Here is a 15573-nt window from a genome sequence, read left to right on the forward strand (position 1 = left end):
GATTTTTTTTTGAAATAACCCAGGAGATGACAGCACTTGTTCAATATATATTATCGAATACCCAATTACCAAAGACTTCAGTAGAAAATACTATAGCGTTACTAAATGAAGATTGTACCATACCTTTTATTTCGAGATACAGAAAAGAGCGTACCGGAAATTTAGATGAGGTTCAAATTGGTGAAATTGTTAAGAATAAAGAACAATTTGAGGCGCTAGAAAAGCGAAAACGCAGCATTTTAAAAGCCATTGAAGAACAAGGTAGTCTAACGCCAGAACTTCGCGATACAATTGAATCTACGCAGGATTTAACAGCACTTGAAGATTTATATCTTCCGTTTAAAAGAAGTAGAAAGACTAAAGCCGATAAAGCACGGCAAAACGGACTCGAACCTTTGGCTAAAATCATCATGAGTCAAAACGCAAATGATATTGAGTCTATCGGGTTTAAATATGTTAAAGGCGATGTGCATTCGGTAGATGAAGCCTTAGAGGGCGCACGTCATATTATTTCTGAATGGATTAACGAGCGCAGCGATATTCGCAACCATATACGATACCAGATGGAGCGTAATGCCATGATTTTAACCAAAGCTGTAAAAACGAAAAAGGAGGAAGAACAGGCGCAGAAATTCAGAGATTATTTCGACTGGGAAGAAAAGTTGAGTCGTATACCGTCGCACCGTTTATTGGCGATTTTACGGGCCGAATCAGAAGGTTTTATTAAAGTAAAAATTACAATTGACGATGAACGAGCATTGGCTAAAATTGAAGATAGGTTGATACGTTCTCGTAATGCTTGCGCTGAGCAAATTGGATTAGCTATCGCCGATGCTTATAAGCGTTTGTTGTTACCTGCATTGTCTAATGAAGCTTTGCAAATTGCCAAGGAAAAAGCCGATGAAGCTGCTATTACTGTGTTTGCAAAAAATTTAAAACAGTTGCTGTTAGGTTCGCCGTTGGGCGAAAAACGCGTTTTGGCAATCGATCCAGGCTTTAGAACAGGCTGTAAGGTGGTTTGTTTAGATGCTAAGGGCAGTTTGTTGTATAATGAAACCATTTACCCGCATCCGCCAAAAAACGACAGCTCGGGCGCTATAAAAAAAATAAGTTCACTTTGCGAGGCTTATAAAATAGAAGCTATTGCTATCGGCAACGGTACGGCGTCTCGAGAAACAGAGGCTTTGATAAGAAAAATTCATTTTAAAAATGATATCCAGGTCTTTGTGGTAAGCGAAGCAGGAGCCAGTATATATTCGGCTTCAAAAATAGCTCGAGAAGAATTCCCCAATTATGATGTTACTGTTCGAGGTTCGGTATCGATTGGTCGTCGTTTGCAAGACCCCTTAGCCGAATTGGTAAAAATAGACGCAAAATCTATTGGTGTTGGGCAATATCAACATGACGTTGATCAGGTGAAATTAAAGAAGGAATTAGATACAGTTGTTGAGAGTTGTGTGAATGCCGTGGGAGTAAACATTAATACAGCAAGTATAAGTTTATTAAGTTATGTATCGGGCATTGGATCTAAGCTTGCTGAAAATATCGTTAATTATCGAAATGAACATGGCATATTTAAATCGCGTTCGGCTATTAAAAAAGTACCTCGGTTAGGAGATAAGGCGTTTCAACAAGGTGCTGCTTTTTTAAGAATAAAGGGAGCTAAAAACCCATTAGATGATTCGGCTGTACATCCTGAAAGTTACAATATAGTAGAGAAAATGGCTAAAGATTTAGGGGAAGAGATTGCTTCATTGGTAGGTAATGAAAAGGTGTTAAGTGCAATAAACTTAAATAAGTATTGCACAAGTACTATTGGCTTACCAACACTTGAGGATATTGTAAAAGAACTTAAGAAACCAGGTTTAGATATTCGTGAGCAGGCTAAGGTGTTTACATTCAATCAAAACATTAAAACAATAAACGATTTACAGGAGGGGCAGTTATTGCCTGGGATTGTTAATAATATTACCAATTTTGGAGCTTTTGTAGATGTAGGGATAAAGGAAAGTGGCTTGATTCATATCTCAAACCTTTCTGATGGGTTTGTGAGTGATGTCAATGCGCATGTGAACTTACATCAGCAGGTTATTGTTGAGGTACTCGAAGTGGATCTTCCGCGTAAGCGTATACAATTAAAGTTGCATAAAAAAAATTAGGTTCTTAATCGTTCAATAAAATCTTGACGTCTATTTCTTGACACTGGAACTTTTGTGTTTCCCTGAAGAATGACATAACCTTCGTTTAAATATTTTTCAATAAAACTGAGGTTGATTAGGTGGGATTTATGTACCAGGTAAAAGTTGTTGTTTTCTAAGAGTTTATGGAAATGGCCAATACTACTGGAGCTTAATAAAGTTTTCTTTGAGGTTAAATGAATTTTTGTATATCCAGTTTCTCCTTCGCAGTGCAAAATATTTTCGATGGTTATAAATTCTAACCCCTCAACAGATGGGATAATGATTTTCTTTTTTTGAAATGTTGTAACGCCTAAATTTTCAATAAGCTGCTTGTTTAGTTGAAGTGAGACTTTGTCCTTAATATTATTTTGTGCATAAGTTACTGCATTAACTAGGTCGGCGTTGTCAATGGGTTTTACTAAATAGCCAATAGCGCAATGTTTTATGGCTTCGATGGCATACGAATCGAATGCCGTAGCAAAAATAATTTCAAATTCGGGGTTGTTGAATTGTTTTAAAACATCAAAACCACTTAATTCTGGCATGGCAATGTCTAAAAAGACTAAATCGGGCTTTAGCGTTTTAATTAGAGCAATGCCCTCGTTAGGGTTTTGTGTTTCGGCAATAACCTTAATATTGGGACAGAGTCGTTCTAATTTATTTTTTAAAATAGCAACAGCTTTCCGTTCATCGTCAATAAGAATGGTTTTAATGGTCATGACTTAAAGTTTTTTCTGTAAAAAAGGTTAAAATAACCTTGGTTCCGTTTGTGTTTTCAGTTTCTTGGCGATCCAAAATAGTAAAGTCTATATGCCAGGAATTGCTTTCTTTTAGTAAGCCTAATCGCTCTTCAAGGACGTATCCAGAATGTTCAGTATGTTGTTCAAGTTTCGATTTGAAACGCTTTCTAGCGGCATTTATACCAATGCCATTGTCTATAATTTCAATTTGAAAATTTTGTGCTTCAGTTAATTTAAAATTAATCCATAATTGTCCTCTGGTTTGATTATGGAAAATACCATGGTTAATGGCGTTTTCAACCAATGGCTGTAAAATCATAGGAGGAAGAAAAAGGTCTTGCGTATCCAAATCGGAATCGATTTGAAATTGAAAATCAAATTTATCTTCAAACCTTAATTTTTCGATTTCTAAATAGCTTTTAAGTGAATGGATTTCATTTTCTAGCGAGATGTGTTGCTTGCGAGAATACTCGAAAAAGAGACGCATTAATTTAGAAAACTGCGCTAGATAATCTTCACTTTTCTCAACATCGTTTAATTGAATATAATACTGTATGGCATTTAAAGAATTATGTACAAAATGCGGATTCATTTGCGCGCGAAGTGCATTTAGCTGTAACTCGTATTGTCGTTTTTGGTTGGCTAGTTTGGTTTCCAGCTGTTCTTGTATTAATGTGTTTTTTTTGGACATAAATACAGAAAATAAAATCACTAGTGCCATTATTATTCCTAGAATAATAAAGACGCTGGTAATGAGCATGATATTTAATTCTGTGGTTTGTAGCATAAAAAAGCTTTTATAAAGGAACCATATAGCAATAGGTTTAGAATAAACATTTCCATATTGGTATCTATTGCTGTTTCGATATTAGCGTGTATTAAAATTAAAATAGGTAAATAGCCAATGTTAAAAACAAGTAATCCGGTAACTACCCAAAATTCGGGTAACGATAAAAAGTTAATAGCTAAACGCGATTTTAATAAATCGATGTAATAAACAACGACCAAAATCAATATAATAATGGTGCCCGTAAAAACATTGACGTTTAAAAATCCATTAAAAAATGATTCTTTATAAAGACTAAAACATAAGCAAGCGAAATACAATAATCCAGCAAAAAGCACAGCTTTTTTATAGGTAACCATTTTATAAATCCAAAATATAAAAAAGCTAAAAGTTAATATGTCGTAGAGGTTATAATTAACATAAAATGTAAAATTTTCATTTCTGAGTTTAAATCTTACAATAATTTCATTAATAAAAACAAATAACAAATAGACTAAAAATATTTTTTCATGCCATGTTTTAAGGTATTTAAATTTGATAAGTCCAGTACTTAGGGTTAAAAACAGAACTAATTTCGAAATTAGAGCTAACATTTATTAAAATAGAGGCAATTAATTAGTGCGTTCTGGCTTACCACTTCCCCCATTGCTACCTCCGCTTTCAATTTTATCTCCTGGATAAACCTCCATCATTTGAGGGATTTTATCATATCTAATTGGTTTTTTAAGTTGATCTTTGATTTGACTTCCCACAGCACGATAAAATAAAGTAGTTTTAGGTGTATTATTAACTTTTTTTGCACCAAGAAAAAAACGTATACCTAAATTTTCGTAATCGTTTTCTTTGGCAGCTTGTTCTGTTTTATAGATGTAGCCTTTTAAATTTTCAATGGGTATGGTAAACTCGGTAAAGTCTTTTTCGGCAACGCCAAAACGTGCTTCTAAGCCTTGGTTAATAAATTGGTATTGGTTTTCTAGGTATAAAGCACGCATACTTTCGGCTTCTTCATTCGAAATTAAATTATTAGGTTCTGTCTTGTAGCTCTGGTTTTCCTGGTATTGCAGATACCACATAAGTGCCAGAATTATACAAATAATAAATAGGATTTTTGAGGTTAAGTTTTTCATAATTAAAAATAATTTAGATTAATATAGGAAAATTATTAATCACGATGTACGTGAATATTGATATTTACTGATTTAGGACTAGTATTAGATATCTCGTAATATGTACCGTTAATATTTAAATCGATTTCGCCTCCTGTATTTGTATCGAATGTTGTGTAAGTTATAGTTAAACTATTGGCTGCAGCATCATCGAAATTAATGCCGTCAATTTTTAATCGGTTGGTTACGGCTCCGCTAAGTGTTTCGGTAGATGGAACTGTAACTGTAAATGGAGCTGGTGTAAAGGATGATCCAAAATTTAACCAGAACTTATTTCCCGTAACAGTATCTTCTGAACTAATTATAAACTGATTACTATAACCTGTTGTTGCTGGTATGGGATAATCTTTGGCTACAATATTATCGTTAAAGGTTAATGGGGTTGAGCTTCCGTTAAGGTAAACTTCAATTTTTTCGGCACCGCGGTTAGCATTTTGTCGTGGTTCATCTTCAGGGCCACAACTTGATAACAGTAGGGTGATTATTAAAATATTTATAAAATATTTAATTGTGTTTTTCATGATTTCTAGGGATTAAAATTCATTTATAATATCGAAACTACCCATGTAATTTCCGGTTATATTAACACCGTTGTTATCCATAAAGGCATAGGTGCAATCTATAGTTCCTGTTCTGGAGGTTAGGTTAACCGAAAATGAATTAATGGTTACAGTACCATTGCCTGTCGCTCCAGTTTCGTAAGTAGTGGCTCCAGGCTCATCGGGTTCACCATATGTTGAACCATTGTAAGTATGCGTATTGGTATAGTTCGTTATGTTTATTATAGCGGTGGTTTCTTCGTTTAAATTGTAAGTTGTGTTACTAATAATTTGGTTTGTAACATCTTGTTCAGAAATTGAAGGCGTAGTCGATAAATCGACCCACAACGCTACACCATGTGTAGTAGTTGTTTCTATAGAGGCTCCATTAATATTGTCGTCAATCATGATGCCGTTAAGAAAGCCAAGACCAAAGCCATTGGTAAAATTGGGGCCATCGTCCAGCAATAAATAGCCATGACCAGTGTTATAAGTGTTTCCTGAGATTTGGAATGAATTAACATCCAAAGTTGCAGGCGGATCGTCGGATTCACAACTGGAAAAAAATATGAGAGCGATTAATAAGATCATTACGGTTTTCATTTCTTTTTAGATTTAGGATTTAAATATTATTTAAATAGTGTTATAGTTTCTTTCATTTTAGTTATTAGCCAAAATTGGACAAGGAGTATAAGTGGATGAGCCTTTTTCTTTTGGACAAAAATGTTCTCGATGCCCATCTTTAAAAATTATAACTATAACATCTGGTTTAGACATTTCTAAAGATTTAACTGCGCCTTCGCCTTCCGATGTTGAATTACAGCTAATTATTAAAGTTGTCGTGATAAATAAAATGGTTGTAAAAATTGATTTTGTCATGATTAATAAGTTTAAGTTGTTAAAATTTTAAAGGACAGCATTGTTTGAAACAGAAGTTATCAAACCACCATTGCTCGGCTGGGTTGCCACCTTCGTCGATAGAAAAATAGATCCCTTCTATATTTTGGATTAAAGCATTAAAGTTCGTCACGTCGGCGGATGGTGATGTAGAAGGGGTTATTATCCACGAGCCAAAATTATTAGATGGCAAACTGGTTCCTGAAGCAAGTTCTAAAGGAACTTCAATGGTCGTAGGTGGATTTCTTGAAGTAATCAGGTTGGATGCGTTTAATGTAAAATAAGCTCTAAAAGCGGCATTGGTCGGGTTGGTGTCGCTATAAATACCAATTCCGTTGTTTGTGGTGAGATTATTGTTAGATCCTGCCTGGTATTCTATATCGAAACGCAGTGCACAACCTTGGGTGATTAAATTATCTGGAAAATCTACAGGATTATAGGCTAAAGTGCCTCCGGAACCATCGCGAACGTAAAGTACCTGAGAGCCATTTCTGGTTCTATATTCTAATGCACTAGTTAATACACCAATCCAGTTGCCAGCAGTTCCTAACTCTCTCTCTTCGAAATCTTCATAGCTATTGCAAGATTCTGTACATTGTGTATATCCACATGATTCGTCGTTATTACAAGCCATGAAAGTAGCTAAAACCATAAGTATGGTAAGGGTTAGTATTGAAGTTGATTTTATATATAGAGTTTTCATCTGTTTGTTATTTACTGATTGTTTTGTCCGATGGAATTTGCCAATAATATTTTTCGATTGGTATCTACTTAATTATCAAGACTCATTCTATCATTATTAATTTTTTAAAAAGGCCAAGGTGTCATTAAGGTTTAAATCCACCTTGACCGGAGGGTGACTAACTCAAAAAATTACTCTAAACAAATTATTTTAAATTCTGTTCTGCGGTTTATAGTATGTTGGGCTTCGGTGCATGAAACACCATCGGCACAGTGGTTAAGCAATTCTGTTTCGCCAGCACCACGAGCTATAAGGCGGTTTCTAACAATGCCTTTATTTGTTAAATAGTCTACGGTAGATTGTGCTCGTTTTTGAGACAACTCCTGGTTGTATTCGTGGCTTCCGCGAGAATCGGTATGCGACGACATTTCAACTTTAATACCTGGGTTTTCCTGCATAAGTTTTACAATGTAATTTAAGTCTGTTTCGGCAGCAGGAAGAATATCCCATTTATCTAAATTGAAAATAATATTATCGAGTTTAATGGCTGTACCACAAGGATTGGCACACATTTCGAAATCGATAAATAGCGATTGGTTTCGGTCGTATTCGTTGGTGTTTATATTGACTTCATTTGAAAAATAGCCGTCTTTATTTCCTTTTAATTTAAATGTTGAAGCTTGTTTTAAATGGAAAATAAAATCACCATTTGCATCAGACAGTGTGTTTTTTTGCCCCGGATCGATAGTATTTCTAAGAATGACGTCTACATCTTGAAGTCCTTTTTCGGTGTTACACTCTACCACATTTCCTTTTAAAATAAAGTTTAAAATCGCCATATTTAATAACTTTTTGAATGCTGTTACCATCGGCTTTACAGTCTTTAAATTCGGCTTTAGCAATGCTGGTTTCTTCGAGATTTAGGTTATAAAGTTTTCCTTTAACAATATAGTCGTTTGGGGTAACATCGTTAAAAACAACCACACCATAAGTGTTTGTTGTGCCGCTTTGTATTATGTTTCCGTTAAGGTCGGTAAGTGCAACATCGGTATTTGGTAATGTTTCGTTGGTATATTTGTCTCGTGCAGTAACCGTAACACCACAGCCACAGGTATTGCAGCATCTCGGGTAATGATCTTCGCCACAAACCTGACAAACTTTTGTTCTTTTATTGAATTTATAAGTGATTCCAGCAAAAAAGCCCACAGAATAAATATCGCAATCGCAGGGTTCTTCTCGAATTTCCGTGCCACCTTGTTCTAAATAATGGAAGCTTGTTTCTTCTTCATTGAAGGTGTTAAAGGCGTAGTATCCCGATGAAATATTTAAAGCAGAGTCTACAAGTTCTTCAACATTATAATGATGTAGGTAATAAGCACCCGCATTTATACCGAAGTTGTCGTTTAAAGAATAGGTAAATCGCAACTGACTTTTAAATGAAAAAACACTTTTAGCATCGTACCCTGCATGAAAATTTAAAAGCGTTGTATATGGGTTGTCTGTTAATAGAAGTCTACCGCCTTTAATCGAGGCTAAACCTAAACGGGTAATTAATTCGGCTGTAAATTTTCGATTAGGATTTCGGTATTGAAAGTTAGGTCCGATGCCATAAAATATACGTGTTATTTTATTTTCGGTTAAATCGAAGTTGATAATGGGGGTACCATTGGCTTCAAAAAGGTTTGTTGTTGGGTAGGTACTTTTAGGTTTATTTTTAATATAATCGAAATCAAAACCTAGTCCGAACCAGTTAAAATAATAATCTAAGGACAATCCAAGGTCTACCCCACCCCTATAATCTATATAAGGTGTGTTGTTGTTATAGGTTGGAAAATCGTAACCGATTCTCGGTGATACCTGAAAGTAATGAGTATCATTGTTGGGTTGTTGTGCAAAACTTGGTGCTGTTATAGAATAAGCAATTAATAACACAAGTAGTTTAAAAATATGTTTCATAATAAATGAGTATTATTTAGGGACTTAATGGATTAGGCTGGCAATTTAAAGCGGTAAGGAAGTAACGCAAATGAAGGATTTATAAATTGCGTGTTTGGATATATTAATGGGGGATGTTAATCCATGATTAGAGATTTTTTTTTTTGCTATTGTCTTCAAAATATTGATAATAAAATGCCAAAAATTTAACATTTTATATGTATTGATAATCACTATTTTAGCCGGCTCAAAAATTGTTAATTGTAGATTAGATGAAAAAGGCAAGAGTAGCTTTAGCTATTGGGATATTATGTATTTCTGTTTTCCCAATTTTGGTTAAGTTAAATTTAACCCCTGGGGTTATTTCGGCGTTTTATAGGATGTTGTTTTCTTTGGTTTTGTTATTGCCTTATGTCTTGATTGCTAAACAATTTAAAATTCCGAATATAAAAACTGTATTGTTGGCGCTGTTATGTGGTGTTATATTTGGTAGCGATGTAGCTGTTTGGAATATTGCTATTCAGGAATCTACGGCAACTCAAGCTTCTTTACTTACTAATTTATCGCCAATTTGGGTAGGTGTTTTGGCATTGTGTTTTTTGAAAGATAAGCCAAAAGTTAATTTTTGGATTGGAACAGGAATAGCTCTTATTGGAATGGTTATGTTGGTAGGCTTTTCAGTTTTTAAAAATTTAGATGTCGATTTGGCATTTATTTTTGGTGTTTTATCCGGCGTGCTATACGCCTTTTATATGTTAATTAGTAAACATGTATTAAAAGCCATGAATGTATTAACCTTTATGACCTTGAGTTTATTGGCATCATCTGTATATTTAGCTGGTTTAAGCTATACTTTAAACCAACCTTTTTACGGCTTTTCCGATTTGGGGTGGTATGTACTTGTTGTGCAGGCTGTTATTTGTCAGTTGCTTGCGTGGTTATTAATTAGTTATGCAACAAAACATATGCGAGCTACTCGTGTCTCGGTAAGTTTATTAGGGCAGGGAATTCTTGCTTCTTTTTTAGCCTGGATATTTATTGGGGAATCCATTTCCTATCAAATGGTGTTTGGAGGGGTGCTATTGCTATTCGGAATTCGCATTACTTTTTTTGATAAGCCCATTTTCAGAAATAAATCAAGGCTTAAAATGAGGATTACTAATTCTTAGAATATATCACAAAAAAAAGCGAACCACCAGGTTCGCTTTTCAATTTTATGAAAAATGAATAATCATTATTTATTCATATTCTTCATTTCGTCACTAAATGTATCTAAATCAACACCATTGGCTACCAATGTAAGCGCCTTGTCGACAATATATTTAACGTTTTCAGGATGAAAACCAAGACCAACTGCTATTTTTCTAAGTAAAAGCTCTTCTAAATCTCCTTTAATATGATCTACATAAACCATACGAGCTAAGTCGAACAAACGCTCTAAGCGTCTGTCGTAATCGTGTGGAGGGTTAATAGGATGCGTCTTGTAATCTTTTAAGATTATTTTATAATCTGCTTCACTAATATCTAAGTTTCTTGCTAATCTGTCTAAAAAGGCACGTTCATCACTAGAAATGAATCCGTCGGCCATAGCAACGCGAACGATAGCCGCAAAATGGTCTTCGTTACGCTTTTTAAATCCACTGTCAAATAAATCTGAAAACGACATAAGTTTAATTGTTTTAAAAGTGATGCAAACCTACATATTTTTTAACAATTTTCTTATAAAAAAACATTTGAAAATGAGATTTTGTCTTAAATATTTTCTAGTAGTAAGCCTTTAGCCGTATGGGTTTATGCTTCATTTGATAAATCAATTTATGTCGGAATTAGATTCTTGATTAAATAAGAAATAGGATTCATCGAATTCTAATTTAGAATATCAATTAAAAAAGGAATGTAAACCGTATCTTTGCAACTTTAAAAACCCAATAACGAGGTGAGTAAAATAGATATCTCGAAAACCTACGAACAGCTTTTGCAAACGCAAAAACTGCAGAACGCTATTGCCAATTCCGAAACCAGAGTGCATTTAAAGGGCCTCGTAGGATCGGCATTTTCTTTTGTAATTTCCAATGTGTTTAAAGTAAGCGCAAAGCCTTTTTTATTAGTATTTAATGATAAAGAAGAGGCTGCTTTTTATCTCAACGATTTAGAACACCTTTGTGGAAATACAGAGGTATTATTCTATCCAGGAAGTTACCGCAGGCCTTATCAAATTGAAGAAACCAATAATGCCAATGTACTATTGCGTGCTGAGGTTTTAAACCGCATAAATTCGCGAAAAAAACCTGCAATTATTGTAACCTATCCAGATGCGCTTTTCGAACAGGTGGTCACTAGAAAGGAATTAGAGCGGAATACCTTAAAAATTGGAGTAAGCGATAAATTGTCTATCGACTTTGTTAATGAAATCCTTTTTGAATACCAGTTTAAGCGGGTTGATTTTGTAACGGAGCCTGGTGAGTTTTCGGTGCGTGGAGGAATTGTTGATGTGTTTTCATTTTCACATGATGAACCTTATCGTATTGAGTTTTTTGGAGACGAAGTGGATAGTATACGCACCTTCGATGTGGAAACACAGCTTTCGGTAAATCAGATAAAAAAAATAGACATCATTCCTAATGTAGCCAACAAGTTATTACAGGAAAGCAGACAGAGTTTCTTTAAATATATCGCGCAAAAAACTGTGGTTTGTGTTAAAAATGCCGAATTATTGTTTTCGCGAATCGATGATTTTTATGAGAAGGCTGAGGACGCTTTCAAAACGTTGTCGGCCGATATAAAGCATGCTAAACCAGAGGAGTTATTCTGTAATGCGGAGTTATTAAAAAGACAACTTTTAGGATTTTCTTTAGTTGAATTTGGAAGAACATCAATTTTCAGTGCAAATGAACTAATTGAATTTCATACCACACCCCAACCTTCGTTTAATAAGCAATTCAATTTATTAATTGAAGATTTAAATGCGAATCATGAAGAAGGTTTTACCAATTATATAGCTTGCGTAAGCGAACAGCAAGCCAAGCGTTTTCATGATATTTTCGACGATTCTAACCTCGATGTAAAGCAATATTCTACCATCATTTTATCCTTACATCAAGGGTTTATTGATGCCGATAGTAAAATAGCTTGCTACACCGATCATCAAATATTTGAGCGTTATCATAAATTTAATGTTAAAAATGGTTATGCCAAAAAGCAGGCTATTACTTTAAAGGAATTAACCAATTTAGATATCGGTGATTATGTTACCCATATCGACCATGGTATAGGGCGCTTTGGGGGGTTGCAGAAAATAGATGTTGATGGCAATAAGCAAGAGGCTATAAAATTAGTATACGGCGAGCGCGATGTATTATATTTAAGTATTTATTCGCTACATAAAATAACCAAGTTTAATGGTAAAGACGGGAAACCCCCAAAAATCTATAAATTAGGTAGTAGTGCCTGGAAAAACTTAAAAGAAAAAACAAAGTCGCGCGTTAAGCATGTCGCTTTCAACTTAATAAAACTTTACGCCAAACGTAAAACCGAAAAAGGCTTTCAGTATAAACCAGACAGTTATATGCAACATGAGCTGGAAGCGTCATTTATTTATGAAGATACACCCGATCAAAGTACTGCGACTGCTGATATAAAAGCTGACATGGAAAGCGAGCGCCCAATGGATCGATTGGTGTGTGGTGATGTAGGTTTTGGTAAAACAGAAGTTGCCATTCGAGCAGCTTTTAAAGCCGTTGATAATGGAAAACAGGTTGCTGTATTGGTACCTACAACTATTTTAGCATATCAACATTATCGTACGTTTAGAAAACGACTCAAAGATTTTCCGGTAACTGTAGATTACGTAAATAGATTTAGAACAGCAAAAGAAAAACGCGAAACTCTTACTGGTGTTGAAAATGGAAGCGTGGATATTATTATAGGCACCCATCAACTGGCTAATAAAACGGTTAAGTTTAAAGATTTAGGATTATTGATCGTAGATGAGGAGCAAAAATTCGGGGTAGCAGTAAAGGAAAAGCTAAAAACGATAAAAGAAAATGTCGATGTATTAACATTAACTGCGACTCCTATTCCGAGAACACTTCAGTTTAGTTTAATGGCAGCAAGAGATTTATCGGTGATAACCACACCGCCGCCAAATAGATATCCAATAGAAAGTCACGTTATTCGTTTTAATGAAGAAACCATTCGGGATGCGGTGAGTTACGAAATAGAACGTGGCGGACAAATTTTCTTTATTCATAACCGAATTGAAAATATTAAAGAAGTTGCAGGAATGATTCAACGTTTGGTTCCCGATGCTAAAATTGGTGTAGGGCACGGACAAATGGATGGAAAAAAACTGGAGCAACTTATGTTATCGTTTATGGACGGTGGTTTCGATGTATTGGTGAGTACCACCATTATTGAAAGCGGACTCGATGTTCCCAATGCCAATACCATTTTTATAAATAATGCCAATAATTTTGGATTAAGTGATTTGCACCAAATGCGAGGCCGTGTAGGGCGAAGCAATAAGAAAGCCTTTTGTTATTTTATTACCCCAGAATACTCGGCTATGACCGACGATGCTAGAAAACGTATTACAGCGCTAGAGCAGTTTACCGAATTGGGAAGCGGATTTAATATTGCCATGAAAGATTTAGAAATACGGGGTGCAGGAGATTTGTTAGGCGGTGAGCAAAGTGGTTTTATTAATGAAATAGGTTTTGATACGTATCAGAAAATTTTAAATGAAGCTATTGAAGAGTTAAAAGAAAACGAATTTAAGGATTTGTATGAGGACAATGAAGATAAAAAAGAATACGTTAAAGATGTAACTATTGATACCGATTTTGAGTTATTATTTCCAGATGATTACGTAAACAATATTACCGAACGATTAAGTTTGTATACGCAGTTAAACGGATTAAAAACTGAAGAAGAGTTAAATAAATTTGAAAGCGAGCTTATTGACCGTTTTGGAGAGTTGCCTAAGCAAGTGTCAGATTTATTAAATAGTGTGCGTATAAAATGGATTGCAACTAAGATTGGATTCGAAAAAGTCATTATGAAACAAGGTAAGTTTATAGGTTATTTTATAAACGATCAGCAAAGTAGTTTTTATCAAAGCAAGAATTTTACCAGGGTGCTTCAATTTGTGCAAAACAATGCTTCGGCTTGTAAAATGAAAGAGAAACAAACCCGAAATGGTTTAAGATTATTACTTACATTTGATAATATTAAATCGGTAGATCAGGCTTTAAAATCTATCCAGCCAATTTTGGCTTAATAATTGAAAACAAGTAAATTACAAAAGAGTAATATTTTGAAAAGGATTTTAATTTTATTCGTTTTAATTTCAAATTTTATAATGGCTCAGCATACCATTAAAGGGGTGTTTTCGCCTCCCGAAGAATTTCGTGTTGCTGTGTTATATAAAGTTACCCCAACCATTTCAGAATATATTACCCATGCCCAAGTTGATGAAAAAGGACGCTTTGAAATTTCTTTAGATTCTACAGTAACCAAAGGCATGTATCGTATTGTTTATGCTATTCCTGAAGAGGATTATAATTTCGATATTATTTACAACAAAAAGGAGGATATTAGTCTAACTTTTAATTCTGAAACCGGGCTAAAAATACTTTCTTCTTCAGAAAATAAATTAATGGCGTCATATAATAATAGCATGTCCATGATTACCCATAGTATTAATAATTTTTACCGCGAAAAAAGTAAAGATACGACAGCACTTGTTTCTATTTTTAAAACACAGCGTGAAGCTCAAAAAGGCTTTGAAGATTTAGCAAAAAACACCATTGCTCTTCATTTTATAAAGGCTAATAGACCTTATATTCCTGAGCATTACGAAGAAGCGGAGACATATAGTAAAAATTTAAGAATTCATTATTTCGATCATGTAAATTTTACAAGTAAAACATTGCAAAGCTCAAATTTTTTAAACGAGCGAATGGTAAATTATGTGTTCGGTACCGCTGTAGATTCTATAAACAGGGATGCCAATTACAAAAAGAATATAAACGTGTTTTGTAAAGCCATGAAAAATGCGCCTCTTGAGATTAAGCGTACACTATTGGTGGATTTATGGGAACAAATGCGCGATTTAAATTATGAAAAAGTTGCTAACTATATTTCGGACACCTACCTTATAGATATTGCAAAATCTTTAAACGATAAAGAATTATTGGAAGGTTTAACCTTATATAAAAACACCTCTATCGGCAGGGTTGCGCCAGATTTTTCTTTTGAAATGAAAAAAGGGAATTCAAAAGTTAATACAAAATTAAGTGAGTTAGCAGAGGCTAAAACATATATCGTAGTGTTTTGGAGTAGTACTTGTGGGCATTGCTTAGATGAAATTCCGCAACTTAGAGATTTTATAAAAACAAAAACAAAAGAAGAGATTAGGGTAATTGCAGTGGGGCTAGAAGATGAACCCTATAACTGGAAAAGCATGACCTACGATTATCCTAACTTTATTCATGTTTATGGTGCTGGACACTGGGATAATGAAATTGGAAATAATTATGGTGTAACCGCAACACCATCATATTTTATATTAGACGCGGAAAAGCGTATTATTGCCAAGCCTGAAGATATTGATGCTTTGATAGGGTATTTTAAATTGCAAAAGTAGA

The 15573-nt window shown here is 34.5% G+C and carries 15 protein-coding genes; 4 read left to right on the plus strand and 11 right to left on the minus strand.

Annotated elements, in window-relative coordinates:
- Positions 1-26 precede the first annotated feature (26 nt).
- Positions 27-2159, plus strand: coding sequence for a Tex family protein (locus tag ICJ83_RS04555; protein WP_188229159.1), 2133 nt, complete (start codon positions 27-29; stop codon positions 2157-2159).
- Here the strand turns inward: ICJ83_RS04555 and ICJ83_RS04560 are convergent.
- The 10 genes from ICJ83_RS04560 to ICJ83_RS04605 all read right to left on the minus strand — a co-directional run bounded on the left by ICJ83_RS04560 (position 2156) and on the right by ICJ83_RS04605 (position 8947).
- A complete protein-coding gene (locus tag ICJ83_RS04560) occupies positions 2156-2899 on the minus strand; it encodes a LytR/AlgR family response regulator transcription factor (RefSeq protein WP_188229160.1) in 744 nt (247 codons plus the stop codon). The genes ICJ83_RS04555 and ICJ83_RS04560 overlap by 4 nt on opposite strands.
- Entirely contained in the window at positions 2889-3707 is an 819-nt protein-coding gene (locus tag ICJ83_RS04565; RefSeq protein ID WP_188229161.1) for a sensor histidine kinase, read from the minus strand. Before ICJ83_RS04565 ends, ICJ83_RS04560 begins: the two co-directional genes overlap by 11 nt.
- Positions 3686-4066 carry a hypothetical protein gene (locus tag ICJ83_RS04570; RefSeq protein WP_188229162.1) on the minus strand — a complete coding sequence of 127 codons (381 nt, stop codon included), beginning with the start codon at positions 4064-4066 and terminating at the stop codon, positions 3686-3688. The genes ICJ83_RS04565 and ICJ83_RS04570 overlap by 22 nt, the downstream gene beginning before the upstream one ends.
- 252 nt (positions 4067-4318) lie before the next feature.
- A complete protein-coding gene (locus ICJ83_RS04575) occupies positions 4319-4834 on the minus strand; it encodes a hypothetical protein (RefSeq protein ID WP_188229163.1) in 516 nt (171 codons plus the stop codon).
- Positions 4835-4869: 35 nt separating this feature from the next.
- Positions 4870-5394 carry a hypothetical protein gene (locus tag ICJ83_RS04580; RefSeq protein WP_188229164.1) on the minus strand — a complete coding sequence of 175 codons (525 nt, stop codon included), beginning with the start codon at positions 5392-5394 and terminating at the stop codon, positions 4870-4872.
- A gap of 12 nt (positions 5395-5406) precedes the next feature.
- The gene (locus tag ICJ83_RS04585) at positions 5407-6015 is read right to left on the minus strand and encodes a hypothetical protein (RefSeq protein WP_188229165.1); all 609 of its coding nucleotides are present in this window, start codon (positions 6013-6015) and stop codon (positions 5407-5409) included.
- A 57-nt stretch (positions 6016-6072) separates the two neighbouring features.
- Positions 6073-6291, minus strand: a complete 219-nt coding sequence (locus ICJ83_RS04590; RefSeq protein ID WP_188229166.1) for a hypothetical protein — start codon at positions 6289-6291, stop codon at positions 6073-6075.
- 19 nt (positions 6292-6310) lie between these two features.
- Positions 6311-7012, minus strand: coding sequence for a hypothetical protein (locus tag ICJ83_RS04595; RefSeq protein WP_188229167.1), 702 nt, complete (start codon positions 7010-7012; stop codon positions 6311-6313).
- Positions 7013-7182: 170 nt separating this feature from the next.
- Positions 7183-7830, minus strand: coding sequence for an OmpA family protein (locus ICJ83_RS17090; RefSeq protein WP_317173254.1), 648 nt, complete (start codon positions 7828-7830; stop codon positions 7183-7185).
- A complete protein-coding gene (locus tag ICJ83_RS04605; protein WP_188229169.1) occupies positions 7784-8947 on the minus strand; it encodes a hypothetical protein in 1164 nt (387 codons plus the stop codon). Before ICJ83_RS04605 ends, ICJ83_RS17090 begins: the two co-directional genes overlap by 47 nt.
- Positions 8948-9198: 251 nt before the next feature.
- Between ICJ83_RS04605 and ICJ83_RS04610 the strand changes: the two genes are divergently transcribed.
- Complete coding sequence (locus ICJ83_RS04610) at positions 9199-10095, plus strand: DMT family transporter (RefSeq protein WP_188229170.1); 897 nt, start codon at positions 9199-9201, stop codon at positions 10093-10095.
- A gap of 65 nt (positions 10096-10160) precedes the next feature.
- On the opposite strand, the gene ICJ83_RS04615 is transcribed toward ICJ83_RS04610, so the two are convergent.
- A complete protein-coding gene (locus ICJ83_RS04615) occupies positions 10161-10592 on the minus strand; it encodes a TerB family tellurite resistance protein (protein ID WP_188229171.1) in 432 nt (143 codons plus the stop codon).
- Between the two features lie 270 nt (positions 10593-10862).
- Here ICJ83_RS04615 and mfd point away from each other — a divergent pair, with 270 nt between their 5' ends.
- Positions 10863-14204 carry a transcription-repair coupling factor gene (gene mfd / locus ICJ83_RS04620; protein ID WP_188229172.1) on the plus strand — a complete coding sequence of 1114 codons (3342 nt, stop codon included), beginning with the start codon at positions 10863-10865 and terminating at the stop codon, positions 14202-14204.
- An 81-nt stretch (positions 14205-14285) separates the two neighbouring features.
- A complete protein-coding gene (locus ICJ83_RS04625; protein ID WP_223154587.1) occupies positions 14286-15572 on the plus strand; it encodes a TlpA family protein disulfide reductase in 1287 nt (428 codons plus the stop codon).
- Position 15573 lies beyond the last annotated feature (1 nt).

Source organism: Aestuariibaculum sediminum (genome assembly GCF_014596945.1).
Taxonomy (GTDB): Bacteria; Bacteroidota; Bacteroidia; order Flavobacteriales; family Flavobacteriaceae; genus Aestuariibaculum; species Aestuariibaculum sediminum.

Excerpts from the sequence above, each read along its gene's own strand:
- ICJ83_RS04555 (WP_188229159.1), top strand. The coding sequence starts at position 27 with ATGACAGCACTTGTTCAATATATATTATCGAATACCCAATTACCAAAG.
- ICJ83_RS04560 (WP_188229160.1), bottom strand. The coding sequence starts at position 2,899 with ATGACCATTAAAACCATTCTTATTGACGATGAACGGAAAGCTGTTGCT.
- ICJ83_RS04565 (WP_188229161.1), bottom strand. The coding sequence starts at position 3,707 with ATGCTACAAACCACAGAATTAAATATCATGCTCATTACCAGCGTCTTT.
- ICJ83_RS04570 (WP_188229162.1), bottom strand. The coding sequence starts at position 4,066 with ATGGTTACCTATAAAAAAGCTGTGCTTTTTGCTGGATTATTGTATTTC.
- ICJ83_RS04575 (WP_188229163.1), bottom strand. The coding sequence starts at position 4,834 with ATGAAAAACTTAACCTCAAAAATCCTATTTATTATTTGTATAATTCTG.
- ICJ83_RS04580 (WP_188229164.1), bottom strand. The coding sequence starts at position 5,394 with ATGAAAAACACAATTAAATATTTTATAAATATTTTAATAATCACCCTA.
- ICJ83_RS04585 (WP_188229165.1), bottom strand. The coding sequence starts at position 6,015 with ATGAAAACCGTAATGATCTTATTAATCGCTCTCATATTTTTTTCCAGT.
- ICJ83_RS04590 (WP_188229166.1), bottom strand. The coding sequence starts at position 6,291 with ATGACAAAATCAATTTTTACAACCATTTTATTTATCACGACAACTTTA.
- ICJ83_RS04595 (WP_188229167.1), bottom strand. The coding sequence starts at position 7,012 with ATGAAAACTCTATATATAAAATCAACTTCAATACTAACCCTTACCATA.
- ICJ83_RS17090 (WP_317173254.1), bottom strand. The coding sequence starts at position 7,830 with ATGGCGATTTTAAACTTTATTTTAAAAGGAAATGTGGTAGAGTGTAAC.
- ICJ83_RS04605 (WP_188229169.1), bottom strand. The coding sequence starts at position 8,947 with ATGAAACATATTTTTAAACTACTTGTGTTATTAATTGCTTATTCTATA.
- ICJ83_RS04610 (WP_188229170.1), top strand. The coding sequence starts at position 9,199 with ATGAAAAAGGCAAGAGTAGCTTTAGCTATTGGGATATTATGTATTTCT.
- ICJ83_RS04615 (WP_188229171.1), bottom strand. The coding sequence starts at position 10,592 with ATGTCGTTTTCAGATTTATTTGACAGTGGATTTAAAAAGCGTAACGAA.
- ICJ83_RS04625 (WP_223154587.1), top strand. The coding sequence starts at position 14,286 with ATGGCTCAGCATACCATTAAAGGGGTGTTTTCGCCTCCCGAAGAATTT.